The organism is Bryocella sp. (genome assembly GCF_058498515.1).
On record NZ_JBMHYI010000058.1, the window covers coordinates 1 to 21,174 of the forward strand.

General features: G+C 60.8%; 18 protein-coding genes and 1 pseudogene. 10 read left to right on the forward strand and 9 right to left on the reverse strand.

Annotated features, from left to right (window positions below; genetic code table 11):
* Positions 1-302, reverse strand: a 302-nt coding sequence (locus tag AC5E6W_RS17205; RefSeq protein ID WP_491753560.1) for an amino acid permease, incomplete at its 3' end; no start/stop codon positions are given.
* Positions 303-866: 564 nt separating this feature from the next.
* Between AC5E6W_RS17205 and AC5E6W_RS17210 the strand changes: the two genes are divergently transcribed.
* On the forward strand, positions 867-4,181 hold the full coding sequence (locus AC5E6W_RS17210; protein ID WP_491753561.1) for an outer membrane beta-barrel protein: 3,315 nt from the start codon (positions 867-869) through the stop codon (positions 4,179-4,181).
* An 83-nt stretch (positions 4,182-4,264) separates the two neighbouring features.
* Here AC5E6W_RS17210 and AC5E6W_RS17215 read toward each other — a convergent pair whose 3' ends face one another.
* The 5 genes from AC5E6W_RS17215 to dctA form a co-directional block, all read right to left on the reverse strand.
* Positions 4,265-4,477, reverse strand: a complete 213-nt coding sequence (locus AC5E6W_RS17215) for a hypothetical protein (protein ID WP_491753562.1) — start codon at positions 4,475-4,477, stop codon at positions 4,265-4,267.
* A gap of 113 nt (positions 4,478-4,590) precedes the next feature.
* A complete protein-coding gene (locus tag AC5E6W_RS17220; RefSeq protein ID WP_491753563.1) occupies positions 4,591-5,979 on the reverse strand; it encodes an alpha/beta hydrolase in 1,389 nt (462 codons plus the stop codon).
* Between the two features lie 7 nt (positions 5,980-5,986).
* The gene (locus AC5E6W_RS17225) at positions 5,987-7,648 is read right to left on the reverse strand and encodes an L-lactate permease (RefSeq protein ID WP_491753564.1); all 1,662 of its coding nucleotides are present in this window, start codon (positions 7,646-7,648) and stop codon (positions 5,987-5,989) included.
* A 38-nt stretch (positions 7,649-7,686) separates the two neighbouring features.
* Positions 7,687-9,279, reverse strand: a complete 1,593-nt coding sequence (gene aceB / locus AC5E6W_RS17230) for a malate synthase A (protein ID WP_491753565.1) — start codon at positions 9,277-9,279, stop codon at positions 7,687-7,689.
* Between the two features lie 24 nt (positions 9,280-9,303).
* Entirely contained in the window at positions 9,304-10,635 is a 1,332-nt protein-coding gene (dctA, locus tag AC5E6W_RS17235) for a C4-dicarboxylate transporter DctA (protein ID WP_491753566.1), read from the reverse strand.
* Between the two features lie 218 nt (positions 10,636-10,853).
* Here dctA and AC5E6W_RS17240 point away from each other — a divergent pair, with 218 nt between their 5' ends.
* Complete coding sequence (locus AC5E6W_RS17240) at positions 10,854-12,176, forward strand: hypothetical protein (RefSeq protein WP_491753567.1); 1,323 nt, start codon at positions 10,854-10,856, stop codon at positions 12,174-12,176.
* On the opposite strand, the gene AC5E6W_RS17245 is transcribed toward AC5E6W_RS17240, so the two are convergent.
* Positions 12,177-12,947: a rhamnogalacturonan acetylesterase gene (locus AC5E6W_RS17245; RefSeq protein WP_491753568.1), complete on the reverse strand. Its 771-nt coding sequence runs from the start codon at positions 12,945-12,947 to the stop codon at positions 12,177-12,179. It abuts the gene before it with no gap.
* Between the two features lie 253 nt (positions 12,948-13,200).
* A complete protein-coding gene (locus AC5E6W_RS17250) occupies positions 13,201-13,323 on the reverse strand; it encodes a hypothetical protein (protein ID WP_491753569.1) in 123 nt (40 codons plus the stop codon).
* Between AC5E6W_RS17250 and AC5E6W_RS17255 the strand changes: the two genes are divergently transcribed.
* From AC5E6W_RS17255 to AC5E6W_RS17280, 6 genes are all read left to right on the forward strand, one after another.
* Positions 13,316-14,605: an enolase C-terminal domain-like protein gene (locus AC5E6W_RS17255; RefSeq protein WP_491753570.1), complete on the forward strand. Its 1,290-nt coding sequence runs from the start codon at positions 13,316-13,318 to the stop codon at positions 14,603-14,605. The two genes, AC5E6W_RS17250 and AC5E6W_RS17255, sit on opposite strands and share 8 nt — an antisense overlap.
* 28 nt (positions 14,606-14,633) lie before the next feature.
* Positions 14,634-15,071: a hypothetical protein gene (locus tag AC5E6W_RS17260; protein WP_491753571.1), complete on the forward strand. Its 438-nt coding sequence runs from the start codon at positions 14,634-14,636 to the stop codon at positions 15,069-15,071.
* Between the two features lie 44 nt (positions 15,072-15,115).
* Positions 15,116-15,745: a glycosyl hydrolase family 28-related protein gene (locus AC5E6W_RS17265; protein WP_491753572.1), complete on the forward strand. Its 630-nt coding sequence runs from the start codon at positions 15,116-15,118 to the stop codon at positions 15,743-15,745.
* 12 nt (positions 15,746-15,757) lie between these two features.
* Complete coding sequence (locus AC5E6W_RS17270; protein ID WP_491753573.1) at positions 15,758-16,678, forward strand: glycoside hydrolase family protein; 921 nt, start codon at positions 15,758-15,760, stop codon at positions 16,676-16,678.
* Positions 16,679-17,299: 621 nt separating this feature from the next.
* Positions 17,300-18,478: a nucleotidyltransferase domain-containing protein gene (locus tag AC5E6W_RS17275; protein WP_491753574.1), complete on the forward strand. Its 1,179-nt coding sequence runs from the start codon at positions 17,300-17,302 to the stop codon at positions 18,476-18,478.
* A 10-nt stretch (positions 18,479-18,488) separates the two neighbouring features.
* Positions 18,489-19,682, forward strand: coding sequence for a glycosyltransferase family 17 protein (locus AC5E6W_RS17280; RefSeq protein ID WP_491753575.1), 1,194 nt, complete (start codon positions 18,489-18,491; stop codon positions 19,680-19,682).
* Between the two features lie 23 nt (positions 19,683-19,705).
* On the opposite strand, the gene AC5E6W_RS17285 is transcribed toward AC5E6W_RS17280, so the two are convergent.
* Positions 19,706-19,981: a PqqD family protein gene (locus AC5E6W_RS17285; RefSeq protein WP_491753576.1), complete on the reverse strand. Its 276-nt coding sequence runs from the start codon at positions 19,979-19,981 to the stop codon at positions 19,706-19,708.
* 102 nt (positions 19,982-20,083) lie between these two features.
* Between AC5E6W_RS17285 and AC5E6W_RS17290 the strand changes: the two genes are divergently transcribed.
* Together AC5E6W_RS17290 and AC5E6W_RS17295 are read left to right on the forward strand one after the other, a co-directional pair.
* Entirely contained in the window at positions 20,084-20,542 is a 459-nt protein-coding gene (locus AC5E6W_RS17290) for a lasso peptide biosynthesis B2 protein (protein WP_491753577.1), read from the forward strand.
* A gap of 38 nt (positions 20,543-20,580) precedes the next feature.
* Positions 20,581-21,174 (forward strand): annotated as a pseudogene (locus AC5E6W_RS17295) (hypothetical protein); the annotation flags it as partial.

Below are 21,174 nucleotides of genomic sequence, written 5' to 3' on the forward strand. Positions count from 1 at the left end.
TTCTCGCCGTACAGGTGCTTGAGGTAGGCGTACGATCCGCCAGCCTCGGGATAGGCCGTGCCAAGCTCGGCCCACACCATGCCGTCGCACAACGAAAGCGCCGCGCCCAGCAGCCAGCCCAGCATCGCCTGCGGCCCGCCCATCGCAATCACGATCAGCGGCAGCGTGACAAACGGCCCAACACCCACCATGCCAATCACGTTGATCCCCAACGCCGAAAACGTCGAGATCCCACGACGAAGCTCCGGCTGAGGCAAAGAACTAGACGGCATCGGGATGATGGAGAAGAGCCTGGCGTGCATGCTGCATGCGGGACCTCATTCTGCTGGGGAATCTCGCCCCGCTGGATTGTCAGTGTAGCGCGGCGCTGTGTGGCATTTCGCAGTCCTGGTCCGCAAGCCGGTCCGGCTGAGCTGAGGTGTATGTAACGCCGGGGATGGCACGGCCTCCGCTCCACTTCGCTTGGGTACGTGGGCCATCCGGACCTTGGCGGGCCGCCTCGGAGGATGCGTACACCCAGCGCCCCGGCCATAGAGAACGTTTAGGTAACGTGATGCGCTCCTTCCGCAGGTGATAGACGCTGCAGACTTTACGCGCCATCGGCTGTATGGTCTTGCGCGCCGCTGTAACTTACATGTTTTCCGTTTACAGCCCCGACCTGGGAGGGCTAGCAAGGACAGCGCACGTAAGGCAGCTTGATTTCTGCTCCGGGGGCTTGAGCCGGTGGGGACGTACGAGGAATATCCCCGTCCTCATCGCGGTAATGAGCGAAGCTCTCACGCTCATTTGGCTCTCGCAAGGCGGGCTGCAGGCAGGATCGCCACGCAGCAGACGGCTCGTCAGGCGTGGTTTTGGAGGGAGAAAGAATGCGAACAATTCGCTTCAGGAGCCAGCTCGGTGTACTCGGGTTGTCTCTCTTGTCTTGTGGGCTGGCTTGGACTCAGGCCGTCAACAACGCGACCATTCACGGAACGGTAAAAGACCCTTCGGGCGCAGCCGTGCCGGGAGCCCACATCAAGGCGACACAGCTGGACACCGGACACGTGCAGGAAACCGTCAGCGGCACGGCTGGTGAGTACACGCTACCCGGCCTCCCCATCGGTGGCGGCTATTCGCTGGAGATCACCTCCTCCGGCTTCACTCCTTACAAGCAGTCGGGCATCATCCTGACGGTCGGCAGCAATGTCGAGGTCGACGTCAGCGTGGGTCTTGGGACGGTATCGCAGGAGGTCCAGGTGGACGCCGATGCCTCCATGGTCCAGACCCAGGACACCTCCATCTCGGAGACCATCGACTCCAAGCGCATCGTGGACCTCCCGCTCAATGGCCGCCAGGCGACCGACCTCATCGCTCTTACGGGCGGCGCGGCTTCGCCCCCCAATGCGGCCACGCGCGTGGTCAGCTCCCACGACTACGTGAACTCGCTGGGCGTCTCGATCATGGGCGGCCAGATCAACGGCAACAATTATGTTCTGGATGGCGGTGACCACAACGATTCGCACTCCAATGTGAACCTGCCATTCCCGTTTCCCGACGCTCTGCAGGAGTTCACGGTGCAGTCCAGCGGCGTCTCGGCCCGCTTTGGTCTGCATCCCGGCTCGGTCATCAATGCGGTCACCAAATCCGGTACCAACCAGATTCACGGCACGGCCTTCGAATTCATCCGCAACGGCGCGGTAAATGCCAAGGGATTCTTTGGGATTGCCAAGGATCCGCTGAAGCGCAACCAGTACGGCGGGACCATTGGCGGGCCGGTCATCAAGAACAAAGTATTCCTCTTCGGCGGAGCGCAAGAGACTGCGATCCGCACGGCGCCTTCGAACTCCATCTCGTACGTGCCCACGGCGGCGATGCTGGCCGGCAATTTTGCCCCCTGCCTCGGTAGCTCCGCAACCCAAACCGGTGAAAACGGCACGTTCACCCAGCTATACGATCCAGCCACGAGGCTCCCGCTGGCGGGTAATCAAATCAGTTCCACGCGCTTTGTCGCCCCCGCTCTAAACGTGGTGAAGCTGCTGCCGACAACGACCGATCCCTGCGGTGAGGTTATCTACGCTGTGCCAAATCCGAGCAACGAGATCCAGGCGGTGGGCAAGACCGACATGACGCTGAACAGCCATCACTCGATCATGGCGCGTTACTTCTACCTGGATTACAGCAATCCGGCGGCATACACGCCCGGCAATATCCTCACGCTGTCGCGGCCCTCTCTCTTCCAGCGGACGCAATCCATCGTGCTGGGCGAGCAGTATGTGATCAATGACCACGTCATCAACAATCTGCACTTTACGTATTCGCGTCTGGCGGTCAATCGTACGAACCCGTCGCAGCTGCTGGGCTCTGCCGAGTTGGGCGTCAACATATACAACATCGTGCCGAATTTCACCTACATCTCGGTTTCGAGCGCGTTCAACTATGGTGGTAACTCCAACTCGCCGGCTTCCTTCATCCGCAACCAGTGGCAGTGGGCAGACGACGTGGACTGGATCTATCGCAAGAATCACTTCAGCTTTGGGTTCGAGAACATCATCGGCCAGATGGACCAGACCAACATTCAGAACGAGAATGGATCGTTTACCTTCAATGGTCAGGCGACCGGCAATCCGGCGACCGGTAAGGCGGGGTACAGCATCGCCGACTTCTTGACGGGGTCGCTCTACCAACTTGCGGTCAATAACATTGTTGTGAATGGCCTGCGCCAGAAGTACATTGGCGCGTACTTCCAGGACGATATCCAGTTCAGCCCGCGTGTGACGTTCCACGCCGGTCTTCGCTGGGAGCCATCGCTGCCCGAGTATGACGCCAGAGGTGAGGGCAACCACATTTCAACCTCCGCGTTGGCTGCGGGGCAGAAGACGCAGGTCTTCAACAACGCACCCGCCGGCATCTTATTCTATGGTGATCCGGGTATCCCGAAGGCCTACGCCTTCGGCAACTACGGCAACGTCGCTCCGCGCGTCGGTATCGCACTCGACCCCGACGGCAAGGGTGTGCAGTCCATCCGCGCGTCCTTCGGGGTGTTCTTCGACCAGCCTGAGTCGTACACGGATTCAGCGTTTGGCATCGGACCTCCGTGGGCCAACGGCCTTAGTCTCACTAGTCCCTCCGGCGGCTTTGTCAATCCCTTTGCCTCCTATCCTGGTGGCGATCCTTTCCCGCTGCCGTTCCCCTCTGCCAATGCGACCTTCTCGCAGGGAGGGACGTTCGTGAACCTGCCTCTGGGGCTCACTCATCCGTACATGGAAGACTGGAGCCTCAGCTATCAGCGCCAGCTGGGGCATGACTGGGTCTTCAGCGCGGACTACGTGGGTAACCGCGGCGTGCACTTCCGTGGCGCAACGGAGGCTAACCCGGCGATCTACACCGCCGGTGCAACCACGGGGAACGAACAGGCTCGCCGCTACTTCAATACGTTGAACGCCGCCGCCGGACCGTACTACTCGACGGTCACGCAGATGGACGACCATCTCAACACCTACTACCAGGGGCTTCGCGTTTCGGCGCAGCATCGCCTGGCGCACAAGTACACGCTGCTCGCGGTCTACACGTACTCCAAGTGCCTGCAGTCCGCAGAGACGTTGGCCAACAAGCTGCAGGGGAATACCGAGTCGGACCCGTTTTACCGAGAGCAGGATTACGGCCTCTGCGATTTTGACCTGCGCAACAACTTCGTGGCGTCGCTCGTCTACGAGGGGTATCACTTTCAGAATCACCTGGTCGACGCAGTGCTTGGAGGATGGTCGCCGGCGTTCCTGGTCAGCGACTATGCCGCGTATCCATTCAGCGTCACGGCGGGCACGGACGTCTCGCTCACAGGTGTTGGACTGGATCGCGCCACTATCGTTCCGGGTGTGAATCCTTACAACCGCAATGTGAACAGCGGAGGCAAACCGACGTGGATCACCAAGACCGCATTCACGACGGTTCCGGAAAGCTTTGGGAACTCGCGCATGAACGGCTACAGCGGCCCGGGCTACGTCGACGTGGATACCACGCTGGTCAAGAACATCCGCACCTTCCGCGAACAGCAGCTACAGCTGCGCTTCGAGACCTTCAATCTCTTCAACCACACCAACTTCGCCGCTCCGGTCAGCGCGTATAACTCGGCGCAGTTCGGGCAGATTACAAGTCAGCAGGGCAACCAGCGCATCCTGCAGGGCGCGATCAAGTACGCCTTCTAAGGCGTTGTTGCAGGACTCCTCCGGGGCGCCTTCGAAAGAAGGCGCCCCGCATTTTGTGCCTTGTAATCTTCTGCGACAGCTCGCTATTTCAGCGGCACCGGCTGCACAAACGCACCGTTGCCTGCCGAATCCCACACAGCAAACCGAACCCATTTCTTACCGGTCGCGTTGAACGGAAGATCGAAGTGTTGTTTCCCAAACTCCGGCAGGTGCGCGAGCCGGATGCACCAAGCGCAGACACGGTACACCAATTCCAAATAGGACTCTGTTTCATGCTCTCCCCTCATGTCGATCATGATGGCTCACCGATTCGCCGAAGCCAGTCAAGCACTCTATGCGAGACGCAGCAGCGGCCTCACACGCGTCCCGTCGGTCACATGTTTGTTACGCGCTGAAGCGCGGCGACCATCTAGCGGATTCGCTTCACGGTGGTAGTAGTGTTGCCTACGGCGGAAGCCCGCGGAGCTGCGGGTTGAGGGACCTCGACAGGCAAGCCTTGCGCAGCGAGCGTATGCTTCGCCCAGCCCTGCCACTTGTACTGGTCCTCATGCGCGGTCCATTCGTCCATGGGCACTGCCTGCAACTGCGCGGCGCTTGGCGCCGGGAAGTTGCGCCCTACGGCACGCACACCTGCCTCGGTCTTCTCCGTGGCATAGCCATCGTTGATGCGCGCGCCAGTCACGGCGGCCCACTCACCGATGTGGGTCTCCCCAAGCGATGCGATGGACACGTTGCGCCAGCGAGGGAAGTGGAGCCGCATGTTCAGCCATTCGGCCGCATCGCGATTCACCCAACTTGGCCGATGCCCCACACCGGGATAAAACCGCGCATCGATGCCAGGCAGGTCTGCGCCTTCCAGCGCATGCACACGGTTGTTCAGATCCACGAAGAACGATGGGCCGTGATGCGGCGCGGCGAGCAGGTTGTCCTCGGCTCCGTTCAGCAGCAACGTCTCTCCCACGCGCTGATGCAGCGCGTAGAGGATTGCACCCTTGTCCGGCAGCACGCTGAGCGCCTGGTAAGGACCGCCTTGACACATCACCTTCGAGCTCGAGTCCCAGGAGCCGCCGTTGCCGTCGAGGTCGCCTCCGCCGGATAGCACCAAGTAACGGATGCGCGGATCGAGGCCTGCAGCGAGTGCGGCATGGAAGCTGCCCATCGAATAGCCCAGCACGGCGATGCGATGAGGGTCTACATGCGGCAGGCTTAGCGCATAGCTCACGGCCTGCGAGACGTCACCGACCATGAGGCCGCCCAGCCGCGCAGGTGATTGCAGACCCGGGAGGTTGGTGTCGTGCGCGCGAGCATCGTGCAGGTGCTGTGCGTTCCGTTCGCCTTCGCCGATGGGATCGTAGGTCACCACGATCGCTCCGGCGCTGGCGTAGAGCAGACCCGCATAGACCTCGTACCATGTGGATTTGTCTCCGCCATGGCCCGCGACGATGACGATTGCAGGGAGCTTGCCTTGAACGTTGTCGGGCCGATAGACGATCGCGGGGACACGCATTCCGTATTGCGTTCCGAAGGTGACACGATGCGCGGTCACCCCGGGCATTGGCACAAAGCTGCCGAACTCATGCGCAGCGAGTGCGGGCGCAGGGCCATCGAGGAAGAGCGCAGCGCGAGCCTGTTGTCTCCATGCTTCGAGCTGCCGCCCGCTGGCGCGCGTGCGTACCGGCGCTGGAGTGTCGAAGGGATGCGAGGGATCGGCAGGATCAGGACGGGTCGTGCGCTGCGCCAGCAACGTGCTGCATCCCGCAAGGAGGATGCCTGTGATCAGAACTCTGCAATGCATCATAGGGACTCTACCGGCTGAGGATGCGAGCGAGGAATGGAACGTGGATAGATACGAGCACCAGGGCACCCATGAGGCTCGCGAGGATCAGGCTGTGAAGCATCACCATGCGCAGGATCGGACCTTCCTTGCCATAGTTGTTGGTGGCCGTACTGGCAACCACGACGCTCTGCGGCGCGATCATCTTGCCCATCACACCGCCGCCTGAATTTGCTGCGGCCATCAACGTGGCCGAAAGGCCAAGCTGCTGCGCGGTCAGTTTCTGCAGGCTGCCGAAAAGCACGTTGGAAGATGTATCTGAGCCTGTCGAGGCCGTTCCCAGCCAGCCGATCAGCGTGCCGAAGAAGGGGTAGAGCGATCCCGTGCGCGCGAAGGCGAGTCCCAGCACGGCGTCCAGCCCGCAATAACGCGTGAGGAAGGCAAGCCCCATGAGCGCGGCGATGGTCGTCATCGTGAAGCGGGTCTTCATCACGGTATCGCGCAGCGCCAGCAGCATATCGCGGGCGCCGAGGCCCATCGCCAGCGCGGCCACGATCGCCGAAGCGAGAATGCCAGTTCCCGTGGCAGAGAGCCAGTTGAAGGTGAACACCGCGGGCTCTGCGCGACTGACGGGAGCGATTGGCGGCATGCGCAGCACGGCCAGATGCAGCCCGCGAACCGGAAGACTCATCGCGGAGAACGAATCCAGCCAGTGCACGAACGCAGGTGTTCCCCACGGCGCGACGAAGAGCGCAAGGATCAGCCACGGCGTAAGTGCACGCCGCACATCTGCGGCTGATGGCCTGCACAAAGCGATGTCTGCTTCCGTGAGTACTTGCAGTCTGGGGCCGAGGATCGTTCGTGGTTTCCACTTCCGGAAGAGCAGCACCAGAGCCGTCAGCGTGACGAGTGAGGCCACGATATTGACCAGCCATGGTCCATGGAAGGTGGCAACGGCGAGTTGGACGGCACCGAACAACGTCCCCGCGAGCAACACTGCGGGCCACACCTCCAGCATCGCGCTGAACCCGGCGAAGCAGGTGATGAGCCAGATGGGAACGATCACGCAGAAGGGCGTCAGCAGCAGTGCGATCGTGCGAGTGAGCTGCAAGGTGTCGATACCCGTGACGCCATGGAGCCCGATCACTGGTGTTCCAAGTGCGCCGAACGCGACGGGGGCGGTGTTCGCGAGCAGAGCATAGGCCGCGGCATGTAAGGGTTCAAAGCCGAGACCGAGCAATAGCGCCCCGCATACGGCAACGGGCGTGCCAAAGCCCGACGCGCCCTCGAAGAACGCGCCCAGCGTGAATGCGATCAGCAACAGCTGCAACCGGCTGTCTGCGGTAATGCCGCCCACGCATTGCTGCAGCAGCGCAAAGCGTCCCGCGCGCACCGTGAGCTCATACAGGAAGATCACCGGAAAGATGATCCAGAAGACAGGGAACAGCCCGTACATGCCGCCCAGCATCGTGGACAGCAGCGCGAGCTTTACTGGCATCTGAAAGCACGCGACGGCCGTGATGACCGCCACGAGCAGGGTCAGCAGAGCGGCGCGATGAGCCTTCATCCGCACCGCGAGCATGAGCGTCAGCAACAGCACCAGTGGCATCGCCGCCAGCGCAGTCGAGAGCCATACGTGTCCGGTCGGGTTATAGCCTTGAGCCCAGGGTTGCATCGTCTGATTGGCGAACACTAAGCTCTCCAAAGCTCAAAGGCTTAAGGCTGATGAAGCTACGTGGTGGCCTCTTCGGCCAGGATCTGCCGATACGCGGGAATTGTAAGGAACTCCGGGAAGGTGGGTGAGGCGAGCATCTGCTTCATCAACTCCACCGCCGAAGCGTATGCGAGGTAGCGGTCCGCGCCGACCTTGTTCCTGGCCTGCGTCAGCTGCTCGTCGATAACTGCGTTGGACAGCTCAAGCGTGACAGCGCGGCCATCGTCGAGATGCGCTCCGTGGTGGATCCATTGCCACAGCTGCGCGCGGCTGATCTCCGCGGTCGCTGCATCCTCCATCAGGTTGAAGAGCGGAACGCAGCCGATGCCACGCAGCCATGCTTCAAGATAGCCAAGGCAAACGGCAACGTTCTGCCTCAGTCCGGCCTCCGTGATCGCGCCCTCGGGAACCTGCAGCAGGTCCGCAGCCGTGGCACGGTAGTCCGTCAGCTGCTTCTCGATCTGGTTTGGCGTGGGCATCAGGCGGTCGAAGACTTCCATCGTCACCGGCACCAGCCCAGGATGGGCGACCCAGGTGCCGTCATGTCCATCGCCGGCCTCGCGCTCTTTGTCTGCCCGCACGCCTGCGATGGCGCGCTCATTAGCTTCGGGATCGCCCTTGATTGGAATCAGCGCGCTCATGCCGCCCATCGCATGCACGTTGCGCTGGTGGCAGGTCTTGATGCAAAGCAGGGAGTAGGAGCGCATGAAGTGGGTCTTCATCGTGACCAGCGCGCGGTCGGGCAGCAGGATACTCTTATCTGCTGCAAGCTTCTTGATGAAGCTGAAGATGTAGTCCCAGCGCCCACAGTTTAGGCCTGCGGAGTGATCGCGCAGTTCGTACAGGATCTCGTCCATCTCGAAGCTGGCGAGAATGGTTTCAATCAGCACCGTTGCCTTGATCGAGCCGGGCTTGATGCCCAGCTGTGCCTCTGCAGCGACGAAGACGTCGTTCCAGAGCCGTGCCTCGAGATGGCTCTCCATCTTCGGCAGATAGAAGTACGGGCCGGAGCCTCGTGCGAGCAACTCCTTTGCATTGTGAAAGGCGTATAACGCGAAGTCGAACAGCGATCCGCTCATCGGCTTGCCGTCAACGAGGATGTGCGCCTCTTCCAGATGCCAGCCGCGTGGGCGGATGAACAGCACCGCTGGCTTGGCGCCAAGTTCGTAGTGCTTGCCGCTGGCAGGATCGTCATACGTGATCGTACGGCGTACCGCATCGCGCAGGTTGCTCTGGCCCTCCAGCACGTTCAGCCAGGTCGGCGTGGTCGAGTCCTCAAAGTCCGCCATGAAGACGCGCGCGCCGGAGTTCAGCGCGTTGATCACCATCTTGCGGTCCACCGGTCCAGTGATCTCTACGCGACGATCGAGAAGATCGGTAGGCAGCGCCGCTACCGTCCATTCACTCTCGCGAATGTCCTTCGTCTCCGGAAGAAAGTCCGGACGCTCTCCCGCGTCGATCCGCACCTGCCGCTCGATACGCTTTTTCAAGAGCTCGCGGCGGCGCGGCCCAAAGGCGCGTTCCAGTCCTACCACAAACGCGAGTGCCTCCTCGCTGAGCACTTCCTTAAGTCTTGCCGGAACTTCCTGCCGAAACTGTACGCGTTCCATCACTCGCTTCCTCTTTCATCCCGCTCACATCTTGAGCGAGTCGAATTCCTGCTCCGCGACGCCGAGGCTCTTCAGAGGACGCACCACGACCTTGCCGCTGAGGATCAGCTGCGCGCGTTCGTCGTCGAAGCTTTGCTCCCACCGCGAAACTGCTATGCAGGCTACAGCATTGCCAATGAGGTTGACGATGGTACGCATCTGGGACATGAATCGATCGATGCCCAGAAGCAGCGTGATACCGACTACAGGAATGGTTCCCAGCGCGGAAAGAGTGGCGGCCAGTGTGATGAATCCGCTGCCTGTGACCGCCGCGGCGCCCTTGGAGTTGAGCATGAGGATGAGCAGGATGAAGAGTTGCTGGCCCAGCGTGAGGTGCGTGTTCGTCGCCTGCGCCACAAAGAGCGCGGCGATGGTCAGGTAGATTGATGTTCCATCGAGGTTGAAGGAGTAGCCCGCCGGGATCACCAAGCCCACGAGGGCCTCTGTACAACCCAGTCGCTCCATCTTGGCCATGAGGCCCGGCAGAGCCGGCTCCGAGGACGAGGTGCCGATCGCGATGAGCAACTCCTCCTTGAGGTAGACGATCAGCCGCCACAGGTTCACGCCATTCGCCATGCAGATTGCGCCCAGCACGACCACGATGAAGACTGTGCCCGCCAGTGCCATGCACAGCAGCACCTTCGCCAGCGAGAGCAGGGTAGCGACGCCGTACTTGCCGATGGTGAAGCCCATCGCGCCGAAGACTGCAAGAGGGGCCAGTTCCATCACTAGCGCGGTCATGCGGAAGAACAGGTGCGAGGCCGATCGCGCGAATCCGATGAGCCGCTGCTTCTCGTCCAGCACCACCAGCGCGATGCCCACGAGGATCGCGAGGAACAGGACCTGGAGGATGTCTCCATTGGCGAATGCGCCCACAAAAGAGTCAGGGAGGATGTTCATCAGGAAGCCGACCACCGTCAGCGGGTGCCCGGGATGCACATACTGCTCAATCGACTTGGGATCGAGCACCTTTGGGTCGATGTTCAGGCCGATTCCCGGGTGCATCAGGTGCGCGAAGCCAAATCCCAGCGCGAGGGCCAGCGTGGTGACCACCTCGAAGTACACTAGCGCCTTGATCCCAACCCGGCCCAGCCTCTTCGTGTCTCCCATGTTGGCGATGCCCGTCACGACCGTCAGGAATATGATGGGCGCGATCAACATCCGCACTAATTTGATGAAGCCATCGCCCAGCGGTTTGAGCGATTCGCCGAAGTGCGGTGCAAGAAAGCCGACGGCGATACCGGCGACGAGGCCCACCAGCACGCGGAAGTACAGGGAACGAAAGACCTGAGAGGTTCTGGAGGGGGGCGCTGTCAACGAGACTCCTTGCCTTGGGCATCGCTGCCTTTTGCATCACATGGCGGTGGCGTAAGCGGTGGGTGGTTCCGGTAAGCGAAACCAACTCTACCTGCGGGATGCGGCGAAGTCCGGGACGCTGGAGTGAAAAACGTGTATGTAACGTCGTCTTGGTGGCCTGTCAGGAAGCTCACGGATCTGGATTGACAACCGTTTCCTGCGGATGATATCTGCTTGCCATGGTTGCGGAAGAAACTTTGGTGGGCTCCGATCTTCTCCGCGAGGAGGTAGACCGCATCGTTCGCAGCGAGGAGTTTCGCAGCTCCGAGGTGCTGCGTCGTCTGCTTCTTTATCTCGCGGACAAGGCTGCGACCGGCGAAGCCGACAAGCTCAAAGAGTATGTGGTCGCGATCGACGGGCTCGGCAAGCCGTCTTCTTATGACCCGCAACACAACTCCGCCGTACGCATTCAGGTGGGCCGCCTGCGCCAGAAGCTGGCCGAGTACTACCGCAAGGAGGGGATCAACGATCCTCTGATCGTGGATCTCCCGAAGGGACGTTTTCGCCTCGTCTGCGAGCCGCGCAAGCTGGACGAACCTTTGCCCGCGGCGATCGCACCGCCTTTGCATCTGCCTCCGGATCTCTCGACGGAGGAGACGGCTGCAATGCGTCCCCGCGACGCGCGCTGGTGGATGGTCGCCCTCACCGCGCTGCTGTGCCTTGCGGTTGGTTACGCAGCCCACAGTTTCTTCGCTAGGTCTGGCGCCGGTAGTCTCGCGAGTGCCGCAACTCAATGGACTCCGGAGATTGCAGAGCTTTGGGGCCCATTCGTCAGTGAGAAGAGGCCGCTGCTCGTGCTGATCGAGGATCCACTCTTCATAGAGCTGCACTCCAATCCTGGCGTCTACTATCGAGATCGTTCGCTGAATCAGTGGTCCGACATTGAACGCTCGGAGACGATGCAGGCGCTGAGCAAGACGTTGAAGAGCTCCGGGATGCAGCCAAGCCGCTACTACACAGCCTTTGGCGAGGTGCAGGCCGCATTCCAGCTCGGCCGTCTCTTCGGTCCGCGCGCTCCGCTGTTTTCGCTCGGCAAGGCCAGCCAGGTCTCGTGGCAGCAGATGTCCGACAACAATGTGATCTTCGTCGGCGTGGAGAACCTGTTCTTCGATCAGGCCAGCGCTCTGCCGATCGCTCCTCAGCTGTTGCCGGTGCTCAACGGCGTGAAGAACCCCCACCCTGCTGCGGGCGAACAGGCTCTGTACACCGACGACTACCAGACGGCACCGACGGAAACCGGCGTCGTCTATGCGCTGGTGACGCATCTGCCCGGCCCACTCGGCAGCAACGAGGTAGACAGCTTCACCAGCAATCGCTCAGCCGGCTATGTCGGAGCGGTTCAAGCCTTCTCCGATCCCAAGTTCGCTGCAACGGTCGTGGAAAATCTCAAGGCTTCCCATGGCGGACGGATGCCGCGCTACTACCAGGTGGTGCTGCGGGTTCGCTTCCGCGATGACGTACCGACGGAGACGACCTACATCCTGGGCCGTGAATTGAAGTAATTATTCGGCAGGCAGCTTGATCACTTGTCGCAGCTCCGGCTGCAGCCTCGCCAGATCCCGCGCGACCATCTGCCCAAAGACCTGCTGCCCATGCGGGTTGAGATGTGTGCGGTCAGTTGCGCTCTTGCCCACGGCGAGCCGCTCTTTCTCCTGGCCCACAGCGTTGAACTCGTCGGCCCGCTTCTGGTCCATGTGGTTGAGCATCGCGGTCGAGAGCGCATTCAGATCGATGACGCTCACGTGCTCCTCCACGCCCACCTTGCGCGTCGCGGCGGCGTAGTCCTTCAGATCCTCCACCACCGCACCATCCTTGAACGTGCGCCGCGAGAGTGGAGTCACCAGCACTGGCGTCGCGGCCATCGCGCGCGCATCGCGGATGTAACGGCGCAGGTTCTCCGCGAAGGTGGTTTCAGGATCGGTCTCACGATCTGCGCCCTTGCCCTTCATGTCATTGTGGCCGAACTGAATGAGGTAGTACGTTCCATGTTTCCCGAGGGCCTTCTGCCACGCTCCTTCAGCGATAAAGCTCTTCGAGCTGCGGCCATTGAGAGCGTCGTCAATGCAGGTTATACCTGGGGTCAGCACGGCACAGAAGCCAGGTCCCCAACCGCCTCCTACCGCGACCGTCGAATCGCCAACAAGCACGATCTTCGTCGGCTGCGGCGTACCTTGCGCTCGAGTGCATGGGGAAATCGACGCCCATGCCATTGCGAGGCTGACGCCAACTGCTGCCTTCAGGCCGAACCACTTCCCGCGTTGAACCCTCTTCATCTCCCGCCTCCACATCGGCCCAATTCTCGCGTCTACGGCGTGTTTGTTGGACCGGTGGGTGGTATGTCACCTGTGCGTGCATGTAAGTCACAGCCTTCTTTGCCCGGATTTTGAAGGAGTCCGTCCAAATCGCTCGATGAACAAGCCCGGAACGATTGTGCGAATCGAAGATTCGGCTGGAGGCCGGAGCCGGTCCCAGTCGCGGTGAGCGGCAAGGCCTCCAGAGTGACATGCGGCGATACATGTTTACTACTTAGCCGGTGATTTTGGGGGTGACGCCAGCGGATATCGTGATCTCCGTCTCGCCATCACCCAATCTTATGCCGCCAAGCGGCCCCAGCTCCATTCCAGAGAAGAGGTCCTCGTCCATGATCATGAATCGCCGCAATCTTCTGAAGGGCACCGCGGCTACTGTCGGCGCCGCCGGTATGCCGGGGCTCGCCGAGGGCCAGTTCCTCAACGCTCCGCGCCACGGCCTTCCGGGCACGCTGCAGGAGCGCTACGCCAAGCTCGATGCGATCCTGAAGCGGCCAGTCTTTCGTCGCGAACTCTTCAAGGACCCGGTCATCATCGAGTCGGTCGAGCTGTTGCACTATAAGAACTCATGGCTGTGCCGTGTGCGCTCCAAGGATGGACACGAGGGCCTATCGATCTCCAACGCCCAGCAAATGGAGACCTTCTACCCCGTCTTCGTGCAGCGTTTTGCTCCGTTCTTTGTTGGCAAGGACGCTCGCAACCTCGAGGCAGACATGCTCGAGAGCACCGTGCATGACTCGAACTACAAGGCACAGAGCCTTGCCATCTGGGTGCCGCTCGCGACCTATGAGTTTGCCGTGTTGGATATGTTCGGCAAGATATCCGGACTGCCAATCGGCCTGCTCATCAGCGACAAGATCTACAACAAGACCATCTCCGTCTACCAGGCCAATGGCGAGCGTGACAACTCCGCCGAGGACGTCATCGAGCACCTCAAGCGCGATGTGGCCATTTCTCACGCCAAGGCCATCAAGTTCAAGCTCGGCGGCCGCATGACCCACACGGAATTTCCAGCGGGCCGCAGCGAGAAGCTCATTCCCCTGGTGCGCAAGACCTTCGGCGACGACATGGTGATCTCCGCCGATGCCAACGGCTCCTACGATGTGAAGGAAGCCATCAAGATCGGCAAAATCATGCAGGAATATAAGTATGCGTTCTACGAGGAGCCCGTGCCCTTCGACTGGTACGAAGAGACGAAGCAGGTGGCGGACGCCCTCGAGATTCCCATCGCCGGTGGCGAGCAGGAGCCGAGCATCCACAACTTCCGCTGGCTAGTTGCAAACGGCGGCTTGTCCATCACCCAGCAGGATATGTTCTACTTCGGTGGCATGTCCCGTTGCGTACCGGTAGCGCGGATGGGCGCGGCGTTCGGCAAGCAGTGCATCCCACACATCTCGAGCACCGGGCTCGGCTACCTGTACATGATGCACTTCGTCTCCGCGATTCCGAACTCTGGTCCGTATCACGAGTTCAAGGAGTTCAACAACGATCTGCCCTATCATTGCGCGACTTCAACGTTGCGTTCGGATGCGAACGGAGTACTGCAGATCCCCAGTGGTCCCGGGCTGGGCGTGGAGATCGATCCCGCGTATCTCGCCAAACATACCGTTGTGAAGGCGTAACGATACTCCAGCGAAGAAGGAGAAGAGGATGAAGGTTCGACTGATGATGGGAGCGTTGGTGGTGCTGGCCGGGGTGGCGCTGGCACAACAAATGACGGTGACGGACAGTGTCCGGATCTGGCCCAAAGGCATGCCGCCCAACGGCATCAAGGAGAAGGACGACTACGGCGACCACATTCTCTCCGTCTCTCATCGTGAGGAAAACGGCGTGGTGGAACTACATGAGCACAAGGATGACGTGATGATCGTCCAGAGCGGCGAGGCTACCATGGTCTATGGAGGTCATGCCGTCGGCATGCATTCGAGCGCGCCCGGCGAGCAGCAGGGTGAAAAGATTGAGGGCGGCACCAGCGTCCATGTCGGGCCGGGCGACGTCATCACCGTAGCCGCCGGTGTCCCGCATCAGTATTTCGTCCCTAAGGACGGGCAGGTCACGTACGCGCTCGTGAAGATCATCAAGCACTAAGGAAAGAGGTCAACGCAACGATGCAAGGTTCCTCGAGACGGGATGTGCTGCGGCTATCAGGCGCCGGATTATTCGGCGCCGTTGCTGTTCCTGGCGGATATGCCGAAGCCCCACGCGGAGGGCTTGTCCCGACCGCCGCCATCTTCAACGTGCGCGAGTTCGGAGCGACGGGTGATGGCAAAACGCTGGACACCGATGCCGTTAATCGAGCCATCGAAGTTGCCTCCAGCAAGGGCGGAGGCATCGTGATGTTTCCCGCGGGCCAGTACCTCTGCTTCTCGATCCACCTAAAGAGCTACGTCGATCTCTATCTCACCTCCGGCTGCACCATCATCGCGGCCGAAGGTCCCAGGCCCGGAGAGAAGTTCGGCTACAACGGCGGCGCCTACGACGTTCCTGAACCCAAGACCGCTTGGGACGCGTACCAGGACTTCGGGCACAATCACTGGCACAACAGCCTGATGTGGGGCGAAGACCTGCACGACTTCAGCATCACCGGACCAGGTCTCCTGTGGGGTCGGGGGCTCTCGGCGGGCCATGGCAATCATGTGCTACCCGACGGCGTCGGCAACAAGACTATCGCGCTGAAAAACTGCCGCAACGTCACCTTCCGCGACTTCTCCATCCTCAAAGGAGGCCACTTCGGCCTGCTGCTGACCGCGGTGGATAACTGAACGATCGACAACTTGAAGATCGATACCGATCGCGACGGCATCGACATCGACTGCTGCCGCAACGTGCGTGTCTCCAATTGCACGGTCAACTCGCCTGAAGACGACGCGATCTGCCCCAAGAGCTCCTACGCCCTGGGCTACGCTCGCTCGACTGACAACGTGACCATCACCAACTGCTTCACCACGGGCAAGTATGAGATCGGTTCGCTGCTCGATGGCACGTTCAAGCCGGGCAAACTTGCGAAGAATAAGCAGGCCACGGGCCGAATCAAATGCGGCACTGAGTCCAACGGTGGCTTCCGCAATATCACCATCTCCAACTGTGTGTGCGAAGGCAGCCGCGGCATAGCGCTGGAGTCGGCGGATGGTGCGCTGCTCGAAGATATCGCTATCACTAATATAACGATGCGCGAGTGCACTGTGAGCCCGCTTTATATTCGCCTGTGTGCGCGCATGCGCGGGCCTGCGGATGCGGAGATCGGCACCCTCCGCCGCGTCTATGTGGATAACTTCATCAGCTATAACTCATCGTCGCTGCAGCCAGGCATCGTTGCGGGCATCCCACAGGCACTGATCGAGGATGTGCGGCTCTCGAACATCTACTTCCACCAGGTGGGAGGGGGATCCAAAGCGTTGGCCGACTCGATCCCCGACGAGAAATGGAATGAGTATCCCGACCCCACGCGCATGGGCAGCGACATGCCTGCGCACGGCCTCTTCCTGCGCAACATCCGCGGGGTGGAGATTGCCAACGTGGAGTTTTCTCTTGCGCAGGCGGATGCTCGCCCCGCGCTATGGGCGCAGAATGTCCATGGCCTCGGCATCCTTCGCCTTAAGGCTCCGGCGCCAGTTGGGCCGACAAACTTCGTCCTGAAGGATGTTGTAGACGTTGAAGCCTACGCGACGAAGGGTGCTGAAACCATCTCCCATTGACGCTTCGACGGCGGCGCCAAAGAGAGCCGGTTTTTAGAAAGACAGCATCTCGAACTGGCCGTGACTTAGAAGCGAGAGCGTCGCCCATTCACGCCTCCCGGGGACTCAGGTCACAGACGTTGAAGGAAAGGAACAAGGTACTGCTGCTCGAAGGCTTCGAGGTTCTCTTCAACCAGCGCGACTTTACGCGGGCCGGAGGTTCTGGTCGTTGCACTACATCCAGCACAGCTCTCCTATCGCCCCGGCCTATTCCACGAACACTGGGACTTCCAGGAGCACTGGACGTCGTTCAACCAGAAGCGAGCCTGGCCGGGTCCAAGAGCCAGCTTCCCATGTTTGGCGACACGTTTCCCCGATAGAACCCAGCCTGTTGTGACCTCCGCCTCACCCACCGGCAGCGAGCTTCGTGGAAGAAGCTCCAGCCGTTTTGGGCGTGTGGTGCTCATCGAGATGCGGCCGGGTCGCCAGCACTCGTGGCGGGTTGTAAGATGCTAGTCGTTGGATAGAGCAATGGTTGGCAGGTAATTTCCCTTGGGTGGAATGCTGTTACGTCCGCAGCTTCAGTCGGCGGAGCGATTGGTGAATGCAACGGGTGCGGAGTTACGTCCCGTAAGGGATGACGTGACGCTCCCATTTCCACCAGAGCTGCGGCTGGTGATCGCGCTCCTCCGGGGTGCGGCGACCTCGGACGATCGTGCTGGGATCGACAACGCGTTGGGGGAAGTCATCGACTGGGAGCGCTTTCTGGCTGCCGTCAAGTGGCATCGCGTGATCGGTCTTGTGCATCGGTCGCTCACGGCACATCGCTCTGAGCGGATTCCCGATGAGGTGCGCCGATCGATCGCTCTCCTGGCGGAGAAGAAGGCGCGGCAGTCGCTGTTCGCCGCCATGCAGGTGGCCAAGCTCTCGCGAACCTTTGCCGCCAAGGGTATTCCCGTGGTGGTGTTGAAGGGGATTCCGCTTTCATTGAAGCTTTACCGCGATGTCAGTGTGCGCCAGAGTGGCGATATCGATCTACTGGTCACCCGCGAGAACGTTGCGGTGGCCGATGGTCTCCTGGCAGCAGAGGGGTACCGTCGAATCTGGCCCACTCTGGATCAGGATCCCGAGCACCTCGATTGGTTTCTCCGCCATCGGATCCACTTCGAGTACAGTCATCCTCAGACTGGCGCTCAGGTGGAGCTCCATTGGAGGCTATGGGAGCGGCCTGAACTGGGTCCACCGGAGGTGGCGCCGGAGCTCTGGCAACGCTTTCAGCGCAACGGACTCGACACCTACGTTCTCCCGGACGAAGTGCTATTGCCGTATCTGTGTGTGCATGGGGCCAAGCATGCCTGGTTTCGCCTGAGGTGGCTGACGGACGTGGCTGAGATGGTGCGCCAGGATTCAGCATCCGCTCAGGCCCTGCTCGAGACCGCGTCGCGCTGGGGAGCGGTGGTTCCTGCGACGCAGGCGCTGCTGCTCTGCCATCAACTCTTCGGGACGGAGCTTCCGGTAGCAGCAAGGAAGCCCAGTTGGCAGGCTCGCCTCGTCACGCGCATGGCGTTGACGGCTATCGCCAGCGGAGCGGAGGAGCAGACAGCGGTGCAGGAGCAGCGTTTCTTCCGGCACCTCAGGCTGGCGCGCGTACCGCTTAGCAGTAACCCGATCTACATGATGCGGGAACTTGGCGAACAGCTTGTCAGCATCACTGGCGGCGAAGGTCTCACGATCAGCCAAAGAATCATTCGCCTCCTCGGTTGGCTTCCACGCTGGGGTGTGCGGCAGGTGCAGCGTCTGCTGCTGCAGGACAAGTCATGACCTCGTCCAGTTGATTCAGGCATCAATGCCATGGCGGCAATGGCTCAGTCCGTCCGATGGCTGTGGTGCCCTTTCCTCGACTACCATCGACGTGATCGAGGATCATGCAGCTTTGACGACGCCGGTGCGCATCTACGATACGTTCTTGTTTGATGGGGAACTGGACCTGCTCGAGCATCGACTACGGCAGAATTTTGAGGCCGTGGATGTCTTTGTCTTGATCGAAGCCGCGGAGACATATCGAGGCAGGCCCAAACCGCTGGTATTCGAGCAGCATCGCAGTCGCTTCACCTGGGCTGCGCACAAGATTCGGGCCATTCAGCTGCGGTCTCTGGGGCCTTTGGATGCGAGCCCGCGGGAACGCGCCGCCGTGCAGCGTAATGCCCTCGTCATGGCCCTCCACGATGCCGTCAGCACCGATGTCATCCTCCTTGAAGACGCTGACGAGATTCCGAGTCCAGCGATCCTTGCGGAGTTACGTGCCAATGGGCTCGAAGAACCGTATCGTCTGGAGATGACGCGCCACTACCAAAGCCTGAATCTGCTGTCCCCTGCGTCGACCTGCTGTATCGATCGGCAGCAACCTTTTGCGTTCGCCGCCAACCACCCGCGGCCCCAACGATGGAAGCCGGGTACCCTTTGGAGCGGACGGTCCGCGATTGCATTACCCGCGTCCAGCCTTCAGGGATCGAGCGGCTTGACGCCATTCGCGTGGCGTTTTCAAGCGGTCGTCGATCGAGTGATTCCCGCTTCGGGACGTCATCTCACCGCCGTCGATCCTGCGGCCCAGCTATCGCGAAAGATGACTCGTGTCTTCCATGAGGAGTGGGCCACCGAGCGTGGCTTGTGTCCTGCTCACCTGGCGCGATGCGAGCAGCATGCGGTGCATCATCGCGGCTGGTGGTATGCCGAAGCCGTGCCTGGTGACCTGCCGGCGGACCTGGCGCAGCTTGGCCGCGCCTGCCCCGCTACGATGCGGTGGGAGCCGATACCTGCCATGTGGCGACGACGCTGCGTTCGGACGTGGTCCTGGGCTCGCCAAAGCAGAGCGCTGCCGGATGCGCTGGTGAAGCATATCGATGATCGCTTCGATTCGCTGTTACCGTGGATCGCAGCACCATTGCTGCTTCTGGATGGTGTTCGCTATCTCGCTGCTGGAATGATGAGAAGCCCGCGAAGGAGTCGCGGCCAGCGTGGAACTTGAGCTGCGGAGCCTGAGCCGCAGAGCTATTCGCGGATAGCGAAGTGCTTTTCTTCCAACGTGGCGAGGAACTCCAGTGTGTCCTTCACGCATACCTCGCGGTCGACGCGGAAGGAGCGGCTCAGGTCCTCGACGATCTGGTCGACGTTCCTGTCGTCCTCCAGTAACGCCCATATTCCGCTGCCGCTTTCGTTCAACTCGAGATAGACCCAGTCTTCGATATGCAGCAGGAATGACGTGTCGCTGACCGTTGCGGCTATGACCTTCGGAGAACGTTTGTAGATGGTTTCTATGTCGTACATGAGTTCTGCAAAGGGTAATCCGAACAGCGGTGGAACGCAATTTATCCTAGAGTGTAACGGGAGCGACGAGTGATTTTGCTTCAGCGAATACGGTCCAGACTCATGCACTACTGCCTGGTAGGTGAGTGCATCTATGAGCTACTGCGGGCACGCACGGCGGTCCGTCATCGTCCCTTTGCAGAGACGGCTGCGACGTTGCAGCAGCCATTGACCGAGATACGCGCTCCTGCGGAGCAGATACAAGTCGTACTGCAAGTGCGTTGGGCGCTGGGCAGTATCTTTCGCAGGATTCCCTGGAAACCCACTTGCCTGATGCGTGCAATCGCAGCGCAACGCGTCCTCGCACGCCGCAGGATCGCCTCAAGTCTCGTGCTCTCGGTCACTCCGGCTTCCGGGGCGGTCGTTGACGCGCATGCGTGGCTCGAGGCCGGTGGGATTGTAGTGACCGGCCGCAACGAAAAATCAAAATATGTGCCGATTTACACCTTCAGCAATGCAGGATCTGGCCCTGACTGCGAGCGTACCCATGCAGCCGAAAGGGTACGATCCTGTTTGCTCTGATCGTTGATCGTAAGAATGGGGTTCAGGTCCCCGAGGTGATGGCGCTGGGCCAGGCGTTGCAGGGTTCAACCAGTCCCTTGCGCACCTTTCCCGTGGAAATCTCCGCACCCAGAGAGGAGTTCGGGGCAGCTGTCCGGGTGCCCGGTTTCTTACCGGAAGACCGCTACGACGTGCAGCCGCTCTGGTCTCCCGACGGCAAGACTCTGTTTGTCTGTCAGGTTCGGCTCGACAATCGCGAAGAGCTTCTCCACCTGCTTGGGATGGACACTGCCCCTGCCGGGGAGATTGCGGACTCAAGCATTCTGTTCTCTGCCTATCAGCGTTGGGGGGAACAGGCCGTCGCCCACCTTGCGGGTGATTACGCCTTTGCGGCTTACTCCACGGAGACCCGCAGCGTCTTTGCCGCGGTCGATCACCTTGCACACTATCGCCTCTACTATGCAGCGCAGGGGAATCGCATCGTCCTATGCACGCAACTGGCAGCCCTGCGCCAACATGAGAAAGACGGACTGGCTTTAGTCTCCATCACCCGGTCTAAACCCACCGCCTTTAGGCGGTGTGCTTTCAGCGTCTTGCTGGATACTGGAAGAGATGGTGGAGTATCGCAAGAACGCGCATTCCGTGTGGGACAT

Bases quoted from the DNA above. Each gene is read 5' to 3' on its own strand.
- AC5E6W_RS17210 (WP_491753561.1), top strand. From the start codon at position 867: ATGCGAACAATTCGCTTCAGGAGCCAGCTCGGTGTACTCGGGTTGTCT.
- AC5E6W_RS17215 (WP_491753562.1), bottom strand. From the start codon at position 4,477: ATGATCGACATGAGGGGAGAGCATGAAACAGAGTCCTATTTGGAATTG.
- AC5E6W_RS17220 (WP_491753563.1), bottom strand. From the start codon at position 5,979: ATGATGCATTGCAGAGTTCTGATCACAGGCATCCTCCTTGCGGGATGC.
- aceB (WP_491753565.1), bottom strand. From the start codon at position 9,279: ATGGAACGCGTACAGTTTCGGCAGGAAGTTCCGGCAAGACTTAAGGAA.
- AC5E6W_RS17240 (WP_491753567.1), top strand. From the start codon at position 10,854: ATGGTTGCGGAAGAAACTTTGGTGGGCTCCGATCTTCTCCGCGAGGAG.
- AC5E6W_RS17245 (WP_491753568.1), bottom strand. From the start codon at position 12,947: ATGAAGAGGGTTCAACGCGGGAAGTGGTTCGGCCTGAAGGCAGCAGTT.
- AC5E6W_RS17255 (WP_491753570.1), top strand. From the start codon at position 13,316: ATGATCATGAATCGCCGCAATCTTCTGAAGGGCACCGCGGCTACTGTC.
- AC5E6W_RS17250 (WP_491753569.1), bottom strand. From the start codon at position 13,323: ATGATCATGGACGAGGACCTCTTCTCTGGAATGGAGCTGGGGCCGCTT.
- AC5E6W_RS17260 (WP_491753571.1), top strand. From the start codon at position 14,634: ATGAAGGTTCGACTGATGATGGGAGCGTTGGTGGTGCTGGCCGGGGTG.
- AC5E6W_RS17285 (WP_491753576.1), bottom strand. From the start codon at position 19,981: ATGTACGACATAGAAACCATCTACAAACGTTCTCCGAAGGTCATAGCC.
- AC5E6W_RS17290 (WP_491753577.1), top strand. From the start codon at position 20,084: ATGCACTACTGCCTGGTAGGTGAGTGCATCTATGAGCTACTGCGGGCA.